11 protein-coding genes are annotated in these 13027 nt (G+C 57.4%); 10 read left to right on the top strand and 1 reads right to left on the bottom strand.

The features are described 5' to 3' along the window. Positions 1–5: 5 nt before the first annotated feature. The 5 genes from B30_RS00650 to B30_RS00630 all read left to right on the top strand — a co-directional run bounded on the left by B30_RS00650 (position 6) and on the right by B30_RS00630 (position 6517). A complete protein-coding gene (locus tag B30_RS00650) occupies positions 6–902 on the top strand; it encodes an NAD-dependent epimerase/dehydratase family protein (RefSeq protein WP_009570034.1) in 897 nt (298 codons plus the stop codon). Further along, a complete protein-coding gene (locus B30_RS00645) occupies positions 899–1510 on the top strand; it encodes a sugar transferase (protein ID WP_009570033.1) in 612 nt (203 codons plus the stop codon). The genes B30_RS00650 and B30_RS00645 overlap by 4 nt, the downstream gene beginning before the upstream one ends. Before the next feature lie 172 nt (positions 1511–1682). Beyond that, on the top strand, positions 1683–3539 hold the full coding sequence (locus tag B30_RS00640) for a polysaccharide biosynthesis protein (RefSeq protein WP_009570032.1): 1857 nt from the start codon (positions 1683–1685) through the stop codon (positions 3537–3539). 186 nt (positions 3540–3725) lie between these two features. Beyond that, on the top strand, positions 3726–5813 hold the full coding sequence (locus B30_RS00635) for a YjbH domain-containing protein (protein ID WP_040401769.1): 2088 nt from the start codon (positions 3726–3728) through the stop codon (positions 5811–5813). A gap of 11 nt (positions 5814–5824) precedes the next feature. Then, entirely contained in the window at positions 5825–6517 is a 693-nt protein-coding gene (locus B30_RS00630) for a YjbF family lipoprotein (RefSeq protein WP_198430586.1), read from the top strand. A gap of 89 nt (positions 6518–6606) precedes the next feature. Here the strand turns inward: B30_RS00630 and B30_RS00625 are convergent, their stop codons facing one another. Continuing rightward, positions 6607–6804 carry a hypothetical protein gene (locus B30_RS00625; protein WP_009570029.1) on the bottom strand — a complete coding sequence of 66 codons (198 nt, stop codon included), beginning with the start codon at positions 6802–6804 and terminating at the stop codon, positions 6607–6609. Between the two features lie 357 nt (positions 6805–7161). Here B30_RS00625 and B30_RS00620 point away from each other — a divergent pair, with 357 nt between their 5' ends. The 5 genes from B30_RS00620 to B30_RS00600 all read left to right on the top strand — a co-directional run bounded on the left by B30_RS00620 (position 7162) and on the right by B30_RS00600 (position 13016). Further along, positions 7162–8352: an MFS transporter gene (locus tag B30_RS00620; RefSeq protein WP_009570028.1), complete on the top strand. Its 1191-nt coding sequence runs from the start codon at positions 7162–7164 to the stop codon at positions 8350–8352. An 86-nt stretch (positions 8353–8438) separates the two neighbouring features. After that, the gene (locus tag B30_RS00615) at positions 8439–9575 is read left to right on the top strand and encodes a capsular polysaccharide export protein, LipB/KpsS family (RefSeq protein WP_009570027.1); all 1137 of its coding nucleotides are present in this window, start codon (positions 8439–8441) and stop codon (positions 9573–9575) included. A 72-nt stretch (positions 9576–9647) separates the two neighbouring features. Further along, the gene (locus B30_RS00610) at positions 9648–10670 is read left to right on the top strand and encodes an aspartate-semialdehyde dehydrogenase (protein WP_009570026.1); all 1023 of its coding nucleotides are present in this window, start codon (positions 9648–9650) and stop codon (positions 10668–10670) included. Positions 10671–11027: 357 nt separating this feature from the next. After that, positions 11028–11228, top strand: coding sequence for a hypothetical protein (locus B30_RS00605; protein WP_009570025.1), 201 nt, complete (start codon positions 11028–11030; stop codon positions 11226–11228). 123 nt (positions 11229–11351) lie between these two features. Then, a complete protein-coding gene (locus tag B30_RS00600; protein WP_009570024.1) occupies positions 11352–13016 on the top strand; it encodes a DUF4139 domain-containing protein in 1665 nt (554 codons plus the stop codon). The last annotated feature ends 11 nt before the right edge of the window (positions 13017–13027 follow it).

The following is a 13027-nucleotide window of genomic DNA, read 5'->3' as shown; positions in this document are numbered from 1 at the left end:
CGAGCATGTCAAACCACCGCGCCGCAGTCATCGGGGCCTCCGGGCGGATCGGCGCGCTGTTGCGTGCGGCATCACGGGCGGAACCTGCGGAGCATATAAAGATCACATGGCAATTTCGCGCACCCCCGCCTGACCCGAAGACCGGTTTTCACTGGCCTGACCTCACGGACCCGCAGCCTCTGATCCATGAAGCCGCGCGCCGGGGCGGGCTGGATGCGCTTTTGGTCTTTGCCGGCGTGTCCCAAACCGGGCGCAAAGACGATCCGGCTGAGATGAAAGCCAACGTCGAGATCGTGGACGCGGCGATCTCTGCGGCTCAGTCAGCGGGGATTTCAAAACTCATCGTGGCGTCCTCTTCTGCCGTCTATGGCGCGGGGATGGGGTGTCCTTTTGTCGAAACCGATACGCTCCACCCGCTCAACGCCTATGGCGCGGCGAAGATGGAGATGGAGGCACTGTGCGCCCGGCGAGCGGATGCATTGGGGCTTGAGATCTGTTGCCTGCGCATTGGCAATGTCGCGGGGGCGGATATGCTTTTGGGCAATGCCATGGCGCGGGCATCAGGCGATGCGCCGTTGCGGCTGGATATGTTCCCCGATGGCGAAGGTCCGCGCCGGTCTTATATCGGACCTCTGAGCCTGTTTCGTCTGCTTTGTGCGCTGATCGTAACGGATCAACCCTTGCCGTCTGTACTCAACCTAGGGGCGCGTCACCCAGTGTCGATGAATGCGCTCTTGGAAGCGGCGGAAGAGCCATGGACGGCCGTACCCGTATCCGCCTCGGGACATCAAAACATCGCGTTGAACTGTACTGTTCTTTTTGACATCTGCCCGCAGGTCCCGGTGGGCGACACTGCGGCAGATATTGTTGCCGAATGGCAGCGGCTGCGAGGCGTATTATGACAGGTCGAAAACGACTCTTTGATATCGTCTTTGCGCTTGTTCTGGCGGCTCTGCTATGGCCCGTCTTTGCCATCGTGGCGCTGTTGATCCTGTTTCGGGACGGGGCGCCGATTTTCTACACCTCCGAGCGGATGAAAACCGCAGACACCGGCTTTCAACTGATCAAATTCCGCACCATGACCGTGGCGCAAAATGACAGCGGCGTGTCCGGTGGCGATAAGTCCACGCGGGTGACAAGAATTGGGCGTTTTCTGAGGAAAACCCGGTTGGATGAACTGCCGCAGCTTTGGAACATTCTGCGCGGGGATATGTCCTTTGTCGGTCCGCGCCCGCCGCTTAGAGCCTATGTCGAGCGGTTTCCCGATCTCTATGCGGATGTCCTGAAAAACCGCCCCGGCGTGACGGGTTTGGCGAGTTTGTATTTCCACGCCCATGAAGAACGCCTTTTGTCCAAATGCGTCAGTTTTGAGCAAACGGATGATGTCTATGCCCGCCGGTGCGTGCCCCGAAAGGCGTGTTTGGATCTGATCTATCAAAGACATGCAACTGTCTGTTTCGACGTCAAGATATTGGCCATGACCTGCGCTGCCGTTCTGCAGAGACGATGAGGTCCGGCGGTCCCTCGGCGGTCCTTCGCTGATCAATCTGGTACTTTTTTACACAGTTTCGGTTTTAATACACATACGCCCTTTCCCAAGCCCATGCTTTTTGCAAGGAAGAAAGGGAAAATACACTTTTTGAGCGAGTAACCGAGTGTACAGAAGAGTTTTAATCGTTGGTATGACCTCCCTGCCTGTGCATGTTGTGCGCGCTGTTTTGATGGCAAACGACGTCGGGGTCTTATTCGCGGCACTCACGATGACACATATCTTGCTCTTTGGCGCGGATTTTCCTGCGTCCTATCCGGGCATGTTTTGGCTTTACCTTGTGGTGGGTCTGTTTGGGCTGGCCATGATCACGGGGTTTCGTCTTCAACGGATTAAACTCGTGATGCTGAACTCTGGCGATGTGCTTAATATCGCCAAGGCCAACCTCGCGATCATGCTGAGCCTGATGATTGTCTCTCTTGGCCTCGGTGTGCCGCATATGTTGGCCAACACGCTGACTTTTGGCGTGTTTTCTTTTGCTGGCATGGTCGGAACCCGTGCCATTGCAGTGTCTGTGTTCGGCCACCTTCGGGAACATTTGCACAAACGCCAAACGGTCGCCGTGTTTGGTGCCGGACCCGCCGGGGTGCAATTGGCCTCGGCGTTGAGCCAATCGTCGGACATGCGCCCGGTTGCATTTTTTGACGACAATCCCACCATGCATGGGATGGAAATCGGCGGCATACCTGTGTGCTCGCCAAAAGATTTAATCGCCGATATGTTTCGCCAATCCATCTCAAAGCTGATCATCGCTTTGCCCGATAGCGCCAAGGCGCGGCAGAAGGCGATTGTCGATATGTGTCTTCGCGCCGATATTGACGTGCAGATTTTGCCATCCTTCATTGATTTGCTGGCGGATCGCGGCAATGAAAAATTGCGCACGGTTGATCCGCATGACATCCTGGGGCGCGACAAAGTTGATCTTGAGACCCCTGAGGTGGCCAAGAGCTATGCCGGGCGTGTGGTGATGGTCACCGGGGCAGGCGGGTCTATTGGCTCTGAATTGTGCCGTCAGTTGATCGCCTGTCGCCCAGCCAAAATCGTGTTGTTCGAGCAAAGCGAATACAATCTCTATATGGCAGACCTCGATCTGGCCAAGCGTACCCAATCATGCGCGGTCGAGATTTGTTCCCGGCTTGGCTCGGTCACCGATCCCATGCGCTTGCGTCAGGTGATGGCCGAGGAGAAGGTGGAAATCATCCTTCACGCTGCCGCCTACAAGCATGTGCCTTTGGTCGAGGGCAATGAGCTTGAGGGCGCGCGCAACAATATTCTGGGCACGAAAATTTTGGCCGATGCCGCCGTTTCTGCGGGCATTGAGCGTTTTATCCTTGTGTCAACCGATAAGGCAGTCCGCCCGACCAGCGTGATGGGGGCGACAAAGCGTTTGGCGGAATTGATCGTTCAGGATGTGCAAACCCGCGCACCGGACACCAAATTTGCCATGGTGCGCTTTGGCAATGTCTTGGGGTCGTCCGGCTCGGTGTTGCCGCTGTTTCAGGCGCAAATCGAAGCGGGCGGACCGGTGACCGTCACCCATCCAGAGATGAACCGGTATTTCATGACAGTCTCTGAGGCCGCGCGTCTTGTGCTTTTGGCCGGGGCCTATGCCGAAGGCGGCGATGTGTTCGTATTGGACATGGGGAAACCGCAAAAAATCATCAATATTGCCCGCAAACTGATCCGCCTGTCCGGGCGCCGGGTCAAGGATCCGGTGACGGGCGAGGGTGACATTGAGATCAAAATCACGGGCCTGCGCCCCGGTGAAAAGCTATTTGAAGAGCTGTTTGTCGATGAGGACAGCCTGTGTAAAACGCCGCATCCGAAAATCTTGCGCGCCGAGGAGGCGCGGCTGAGCGAGATTCAAATCGCGGGAATGTTGCGCGAAGTTCAGGTGGCCATCGACACGGCGAACCCGCAAAAATTGCGCAAGGTGGCGATGGAGCGGGTGGATGGCTACCAGTCCGAGCAAATTCCACTCAAGGCTTGAAACACCGCAGAGATGGCTCAAAAAGGGGGGCAAAAGCGCCCCATATCATGGTGCAGCGTTCGGGCCGCATACGGGCTAGGCCACAGGTTAAATTCTGATATGGTACGTAAAATTTCGGGGAATAAAGTGGGTCACAGGACGATGCAGGGACGACGGGCGAGAGCTGAACGTCAAGGCGGCAAAGCTTTGCTTTGGGCCGCGGTCGGAGGCGTGGCGCTGTCAAGCACACCGATGATGGCCGAGGAATTGCACACCTCACGTTTCGGCCTTTATGGCTCCGCAGGTCTGTTGGATATGCCCACGGCAGAGGCGGCACCGGATGGGCAACTGAGCCTGTCGCATACGCGTTTTGGTCCCGTGCGCCGTACCACCTTGGCCTTTCAAATCCTGCCGCGCCTGTCTGGCAGCCTCAGCTACAGCGGCACGGAAAATCTGACCGACGAATTCGACGTCTATTGGGACCGGACCTTTGATCTCAGCTATCAGCTTTTTGACGAGGGGACTTATCGCCCCGCCGTGTCCCTCGGTCTGCGCGATCTCATGGGCACAAGCCTTTTGGGCAGTGAATATATAGTGGCCACCAAATCCGTCGGTGAGCGCCTGCGCGTGACCGGGGGGCTTGGTTGGGGCCGTTTGGCGACGCAAAACGATCTTGGCTTTTCCATCGGCAATCGGGATGGCGACCTTCGGGACACCGGTGGCACGCTCAATTATGATCAATGGTTTCGCGGACCTGTCGGGGCGTTTGGCGGGTTGAGTTACGATCTCAATGACAAGTTGACCGTTTTGGCGGAATATTCGTCTGATGCCTATCTGGCCGAAACGGAGCGTGGCATCGTCACGCATAATTCGCCTTTCAATGTCGGTCTGAGCTATCACATTACCCCCCATATCACCGCCACCGCCTCTTATCTCTATGGCGACATGTTCGGGTTTGGGATCACCGGATTTCTCAACCCGAAAACCCCGGCGGTGAAAGGCGGGCTTGAACCCGCGCCGATCCCGGTGATGCAGCGCCCGAGCCGCTCTGCCGATGCGTTGGGGTGGTCTGGCGCATGGATTGAGGATGGCACGGACGCCCCCGCAATTCGCAAAGCCTTGGCGCGCGCGATGGCCAAAGAGGGGCTTGAACTCGAAGCCATGTCTTTGACCGCGACCCGCGCCGAAGTGCGGTTTAACAACACCCGCTTTGCCGCACGCGCCGAGGCGCTGGGTCGCCTGTCGCGCCTGATGTCGCGGGCCTTCCCGCCGTCGGTCGAAACCTTTGTGATGACCGAGGTGGTTGAGGGCGTGCCGACACAGTCCACCATCGTCCCGCGCACCGGTGTCGAGCGGCTTGAATTCGAGCCGGCTGGCCAGATGCTGGCCGTGACGCAATTTGCCGATCCCCGCGCTTTGCCCTCCGATCCTTTGGTGCGGCTTGACGATGTCTATCCGCGCCTGCACTGGTCTGTGTCACCCTATCTGACAGCCTCCGTCTTTGACCCCGAAAGCCCATTGCGTGCTGACATCGGATTGCGTGGCAAGGTCAATTACGAACTGATGCCGGGCCTGTCTTTGCGGGCGTCAACCTCGGTCCGTCTCAGTGGCAATATTGCCGATGAGGATGTCAGCGTCGATGACACCACCCTGCCGCCTGTGCGTTCTGAGGCACCCTATTATTCCAATCAGGTACAACTCGAAAACCTGACGGCCAACTGGTATGGTCATCCGGCTGAAAACATCTTTACCCGCGCATCTGTCGGCTATCTTGAACGGATGTATGGCGGTGTGTCCGGTGAAGTGCTTTGGAAAAAATCCGCCAGCCGCCTGGCCCTTGGCGCCGAGGTCAACTATGCGCTCAAACGCGATTTTGATGATCTGTTTGGCTTCGGCGACTATGATATCGTGACGGGGCACGTCTCCGGCTACTACGACATGGGCAACGGTTTCCATGGTCAAGTGGATGTGGGTCGCTATCTTGCCGGCGACTGGGGCGCGACGTTCTCTGTGGATCGCGAATTCAACAATGGTTGGCGGGTTGGCGCCTATGCGACCTTGACCGATGTGCCCTTTGATGAATTTGGCGAAGGCTCTTTTGACAAAGGCATTCGGATTTCCATGCCCTCTGATTGGTTCGCCGGAACGCCGACCACCGAACGTAATGATTTCCTGTTGCAATCGCTCACCCGTGATGGCGGCGCGCGCCTGAATGTGCAGGGACGGTTGTATGAGCGTATCCGCGGCACCCAACAACCAGAGATCGAAGACCGTTGGGGGCGGTATTGGAGATGAAACAGCACAAGATGACGCGTCTTGCCGTGGCTTTGGCGGCGCTCGGTTTGTCGTTTGGCCTGATGGGCTGTGGCAATGATCAGTCCGCCAAACGGGCCAGCGCAACGATCAAAGATCTCTCGTCCATGGCTGTGGGGAAGCTGGGCGGCAAGGGTAAAGCCGCGCCCCCGGTTGATCCGCGCGTGTCGATTGAGACCACCATGAGAGAAATCCCAGGGGTCCCGCTGCAATTTGTGATGCAAGAAAAAACGAGCGCCTATGCGGTGACCTCGATCTATGGCCAAAACGGTTCGGTGATCACTTGGGTGGGGGCCGATCGAAAAACCACAAGCCTTGATCGGGGAATGCTGACGGCCACCCGTGGCTTTGGCAATGACTTGATGTCTGTGGAAGACGGCGGGGCTGTGCGGCTGATCACCACAAAACAGGCCGGGACGGTGACGAAAACCTATCGGTTTCTGGATGGGTTGGAGCGCACGACGCGTTTGGCGCTAACCTGTGCAATCACGCCGGGTGAAACTCAATCGGTGACATCTGGTGAGATTTCGACCTCTGCAAGGATCATGCGCGAGACCTGTCAGACCGCGACCGGGGAATTTTCTTTCACCAACACCTATTGGATTGATGCGGGAGGCCGGATGGTGCAATCGGTGCAATGGGCCAGTGCCGAGATTGGCCAATTGGTGTTTCGCCGTCTGAGGTGAGCGCGTCATTGGCGCTCAAGACATTTGAATTTGAGAAAGAAAAACGGCGGCCAAATGACCGCCGTTTTAAAATTCGAAAACAGGTCGACTTAGGAGTCGAGAGCAACTGCGAGCGCAGCAGCGCCGAGCAGAAGCAAAAGAGCGTTACCACCCATGGAACCATTGGAAGAGCTGGAGCTTTCCTCAACAATCACGGTGGGGGCCATTTCGGGCTCAGAATAGCCACCGGCAAAGGAAGCGGATGCTGTTGCGACAACAAGCATAGAGGCGAGGGTAACTTTTTTCATATTGGTATCTCCGTTACAACAAATCACTCAGCATCCAAAGCCAAGTTCAAATCGAATTTTGCATACTCACCTTAAGCGGGAAACCACAAACTATGCGGCCAGTCTGTTTTCGGCGAAAAAAATCTACATCGTGTCGTATTCAACTCACTTACTGATTTTAAGAGAAGAATTTAATAAAAACATACACTAAAGCCTTTTGCGTGTTTCTGGGGTCAGGAGGCTTGCAAAAGGACCGCGTAGCATCAATGTTACGGGCGTTTTGCATGTGATCTGGTTCCGGTCAAATGCAACACGCTTAAATGGGAACGAATAGACCGAAACCTCTCGGTTTGGCGCGCCAATCTCTGGGAGGGGATCATGGTCAAAGGCATTGTCTGGCTTGTGCTGGCCTATGGGCTGAGTCAATTTTATCGGGCTTGCCTTGCGGTGTTCGGGCCCATTCTCAAATCCGAAATCGGGTTGGGGCCTGAGGACACGTCCATGGCTTTGGGGCTGTGGTTTTTGACCTTTGCCGCTATGCAAATCCCCGTGGGCTGGTTGTTGGACCATCATTCCCCCAAAGCCACGGCGATGGTGCTTTTGTCGTTTGGCGGTGGCTTGGGGGCGATCGTGTTTGCGATGGCGCAGGGGCCTTTAGGAGTCAACGTCGCAATGATGTTGATCGGCATCGGTTGCTCTCCGGTGTTGATGACTTCGCTTTACATCATCGCCCGTACCGCGCCGCCTGCACGTTTCGGCACGCTGACCGGGCTTGTGCTTGGCATTGGGTCGTTGGGCAATGTTGCTGCCGCCACCCCTTTGACATGGTCGATGGAGCTGTTGGGTTGGCGCGGGACATTGCTGGCTTTGGCCGCTCTGACGCTATTGATTGCCGGTGCGCTTTATCGTTTTGTCGAGGATCCGCCCCGGCTTGCTCACACTGCGGAAGGGCCGCGCAAAGGGATGCGCGATTTGTTGAAACTGCGCGCACTCTACCCGATCTTGTTGATTGCTTTGGTCGCTTACGCGCCCGGGGGCGGGTTGCGCGGCAGTTGGATTGGCGGTTATTTGTCCGATGTGCATGGGTTGAGCTCAGCGCAGGTCGGAACGGGGACGCTGGTCATGGCGTTTGCGATGATCATTGGCAGCCTTGCCTTTGGTCCGGTTGATCGCCTGATCAAAAGCCACAAATGGATCGTCGGCGGCAGTGCCGCGCTGACGTTAGTGCCCTTGGCGATGTTATGGCGGGGCTTTGGCGATGCCAAGGTGACGGCGGCCATTGTCTTGTTTGCGCTGGTTGGATTTTTCTCGTCCAACTATCCGCAGATCATGAACCACGGTCGCACGCTTTTGCCGCCGGAACTGGTCGGGCGCGGGGTGACGTTGATCAACCTGTTCTCCATCGGTGGCGTGGGCCTGTCACAGATTGTCTCCGCGCGCTTGTTTGCCGCGCAGATGGGGGCCGAGAGCGCCATGGTGACGTCCTATAGTGTTGTCTTTGGCTTCTTCTCTATCACGCTGGTGCTTGGCCTTGTGGTCTATGCTTTTGGCGCGCGCGATCCCCGATAGCTGGCTTGTGACAGGGCGGCGCCTGTCCTAAGACATTTGGGGTGAACACCTGTGGCACCGGGGCTTGATCAGGAGGCATCCGCGCGATGATCGCATATCTCAAAGGCTGGTCGACCAAAAAGGACAGCTTCTTTGCCTCGGTCGCCAAGGCGGCAGGGGGCGGCAAAGGCTTGCCGCTGATCCCGCTGTCGTTTCACGGCTTTCCCGAAAGTGACGCGCGTGCCAAGGCGGCGATGGCCGTGGCCAAACGCCAGCCCAAAAGCGCGCTGGTGCGGATGTTGAAATTTCGCCTGATCTGGGCGCAATACAACGGCGCGCGCCGCTATTTCACCCGCCACCCGGACAGGATCGCGATGTGTTGGAATGGCATCACCGGCTCTCGCCGTGTGTTCATGGAAGGGGCGCGCGATGCAGGGGTGCCGCGGCTTTATGGTGAACTCGCGCCCTTTCCCGGTCGGATGCAACTTGATCCCAAAGGCGTCAATGCGCTGAGTTCTGTGCCGCGCGATCCGGGGTTTTTCACCGCATGGGCGGCAGGACGCGCGGATCGTCAGGGCGACGCGTGGCGGGCGATGGGGGCAAACCTCACCGCGCGGCTGTCGCGGCGCGCCGATGTGAGGCAGGTGGAGGCCGATCTGTCCGATGAGCCGTTTCTTTTCGTGCCGTTGCAAGTGCCCAATGACAGCCAAATCACCATGTTTGGCGGCTGGACCGGCTCCGTTGCAGGGATGATCGCAGCGCTGGCCGAGGCCTCCGAGGCCCTGCCAGAGGGTTGGCATATTCGGATCAAAGAACACCCCTCCGCCAAGACCTCTTTGGCGGAACCGCTGACCCGCGCCATGTCTATTGCTCAAGGACGTCTGCGCATCGACAACCAAACCGACACTTTCGCCCAAGTCCGCGCCAGCCGTGGCGTGGTTACCATCAACTCCTCGGTCGGGCTGCAATCGTTTTTCTACGACACACCAGTGATTGTTTTGGGCGAGGCGTTTTTTGCGCTGCCCGGTTTGGTGCGTGTGGCCGGGGACCAAACGGCACTCCATGCGGCGATGGCGGAGGCGGAATCGCTCGCCTTTGATCCGGTCTTGCGGGCCGCTTTCATGAATTATCTTGATCAGGTGCATTTCCCGCATGTATCGGAAAGCCCTGATGGCACCATCGAGATTGACCAAAACGCCGCAGTACAGCGGATAAAGGCGGCAAAGACCGCCGTAGGGCACTAAACCCTCTTTCCTCCAAACGCCCTTTCGCGTAAGGCTCCGCGCCAGTCAACCTGGACTGATGAGGAGTGCCAAATGGGCTATAAAGTCGTCGTCGCAGGCGCCACGGGCAACGTGGGCCGCGAAATGCTGAACATCCTCGCCGAGCGCGAGTTTCCTGTGGATGAGATTGCGGTTCTTGCATCGCGCAAATCTCTCGGCACCGAAGTGAGCTTTGGCGACAAGACCCTCAAGACCCAAGATCTTGACACCTTTGACTTCACCGGCTGGGACATGGCGTTGTTTGCCGTAGGCTCGGATGCGACCAAAATCTACGCGCCGAAAGCCGCGAAAGCGGGCTGTGTGGTGATCGACAACTCGTCGCTCTATCGCTACGATGCCGATGTGCCGTTGATCGTGCCGGAAGTGAACCCGGACGCCGTGATGGGGTATGCGAAGAAAAACATCATTGCCAACCCGAACTGTTCGACCGCGCAGATGGTTGTGGCTTTGAAGCCGCTGCATGACCGTGCCAAAATCAAACGCGTTGTTGTGTCGACCTATCAATCGGTATCTGGCGCGGGCAAAGCCGGGATTGATGAGTTGTGGGATCAGACCAAGGGCATGTATGTCCCAGGTCAGGAACGCGCCGCGGCGAAATTCACCAAGCAGATCGCCTTTAACGTGATCCCGCATATTGATGTGTTCATGGATTCCGGCGACACCAAAGAAGAATGGAAAATGATCGCCGAGACCAAAAAGATTTTGGACACGTCGATCAAAGTCACCGCGACCTGTGTGCGTGTGCCGGTGTTTGTCGGCCATTCTGAATCGATCAACATCGAGACCGAAGAGTTTCTGGACGAAGATGAAGCCCGCGAAATCCTGCGCGTTGCGCCGGGGATCTTGGTGGTCGATAAGCGCGAAGATGGCGGCTATGTCACGCCGGTTGAATGCGTTGGCGATTACGCCACCTTTATCTCGCGCATCCGTCAGGACGTGAGCATCGAGAATGGTCTCAACCTGTGGTGCGTCTCCGACAACCTGCGTAAAGGCGCGGCTCTGAACGCGGTTCAGATCGCCGAGCTTCTGGGCCGTCGGGTTTTGAAAAAAGGCTAAGGGTAGGAGGCCAAAAGAGCCTCTGATCTTTGGTTACTAAAGTCTTAAAGAAAGGGCGCTTGCGGGCGCCCTTTTTGTTGCCGATTCGACGCTGCGCGGACAGCATTGCCGTCTTTTTATTGGATTTAGGGACCAGTTTTGCCATCTTTGCGCCCAAAAGATCGAAAACTCAGAGCGCTCACAGAGCAATAAATTCAAGTTTTTATCTATTTATGTCATTGAAATAAAAGGGGAGTTTTGAAAATTCCTCCTAGAGGCCGCATTAACTTTAAAGTTTATTTATCAGCGCGGAGAAATTGTGGCGCTGTTATGTTCTGATTGACTGAAGACACCGCCACATAGAGAGGGAGGTCATTTATGTTTCGAGTGAAGATCAATCTCAGCGCCATCCGGCACGATCCTTGCGCGCCTAAATGTGACGCCGAAGATCGGATGGGCGATTGGGCCGAGGAAATCGTGAACACCGAGCCCCGCCTGACGCGCGAGGAGTTATGCCGCACCTTTGGGGACAAATTCGGCGGCATTGCGGGTGAGGGCTATAATAAAACCGTGGCTTAACAAGGCATCTCCGTCGGCGGGCTTTTGCCGGGAGCGGCGCAAAAGCTCCTCTGTCGCGGGAATATGACTTGCGTCTCACGCAGTGCCATTGGACCTTCTCCTCCGATCGAACAGGAGGAAACGATGTTTTCAAACCCCATTGCCAAACAATCCATTTGGACCACATCCGCGCTTGTGATCTGCGCGATGACTGTGCCCGGTATGAGCTTGGCCGATAGTTTTTCCGCCCAGTCGGATGTCACCGAAGTGACGCTTTACCCGCAAAGCGCCACCGTGACCCGAGAGGGCCAGATCAGCCTTCCCGCGGGCCAGCATGAGGTGACCTTTACCGACATTCCTGCAAGCTCGGTCGACGGGATCATTGCCAGTCTGCAAAGCACGGTAACGGGTGCCGCGTTGGGTCCGGTCACCTATGCACGCACAGCCACCATTGGCAATGCGGAGCGCTACCGCACACCAGAGGCCAAGGCCGCGAAAGCCGCATTGGACGCGCTTGAGGCGCAGCTGCGCGACGAGACCCGTAAAGCCGCCGCAGTACGCCTAGAGGTCGCCGCCGCCGAGGACACATTGGCCTATTTGGGTCGCCTGTCGGCAGGGGAGGCCACGTCTGTCGACACGATGGCCGCCACGGCTGACATGATCCGCGAACACTCCTTGTCCGCCCGTCTTGCCATGGCTGATGCGACCGCCCGCGCCGAGGCCGCAGACCGAGACCTTGAGGCCCTCAAGGACAATATCACCCGCGCCAAAGCCGCCTTGGACCGTCTTGCCCCGTCTGGGGGTGACCGCCTGTCGATCACCCTCGCGCTGGATGTCGCCGAGGCGGGCGATGTGACGGTGGATTTCAGCTATAGTGTGGACGATGCCTATTGGCGGCCGATGTATACGGCGCGGCTGAACACAGAAACAGGCACGTTGGACCTTACCCGCGCGGTGCAGGCGACTCAGGAGACGGGCGAGAACTGGCAGAACGTGATGTTGCGCTTTGCCACCGACAATCCGGCGCGACGCAGCGATCCAAATGAGGTCTACCCCTGGGTGCGCCGCATTTATGAGCCACAGCCGGTTCAGGAATTGATGCGCAGCGCGGACGCAGGCATGGCGGGCTATGCCGAATCGGTGATGGCGGCGCCCATGGCGATGGACAAACAAATGGCCACCGCCACTCTTACCGGGTTGAGCCTGACCTATAGCTATCCGACGCCGACAACGCTCTATTCCGATGAGGGAATGAGCGAATTCGCCCTCTCCGAAGTGGCCCTGTCGCCGGAGATCATGGTGCGGGCTGTGCCGCTTTTTGAAGACACTGGTTATCTCATGGCACATTTCACCAATGACACGAGCGAAATGTTGGTGCCCGGCTCTGTGCGGCTGATCCGCGACGGGGTGAGCCTTGGCGAGACCCGTTTGGACACGGTTGTGGACGGGGCCGAGGTCGATCTGGCCTTTGGTGTGGTCGATGGCATCCGCGTGACCCGAACGGTGCTGGCGAAAAACGAAGGCGATCGGGGCGTGATTTCGAAATCGAATGAAATGTCGTCTGAGGTGCGGATTTCCGTGGAAAACCTGACGGCGAAGACCTGGCCGATAGAGGTGATCGACCGGGTGTCCGTGTCGGAGCAAGAAGACCTTAAGGTCGATTGGTCGGCCACGCCGATGCCGGATATGACCAATCTGGACGACAAGCGCGGTGTGATGGCGTGGCATTTCGATCTGGATGCGGGCAAGACCCAAGACATCACTTTGCGGGAAAGCCTGCGCTGGCCCGAGGGGATGGCACTGGAATGATTCAGGGCTGA

Origin of the sequence: Celeribacter baekdonensis B30, assembly GCF_000299875.1 — a bacterium.
GTDB lineage: Bacteria > Pseudomonadota > Alphaproteobacteria > Rhodobacterales > Rhodobacteraceae > Celeribacter > Celeribacter baekdonensis_A.
Note: the sequence above shows the minus strand (reverse complement) of the source record. Positions and strands in the feature narration are given on the sequence as shown.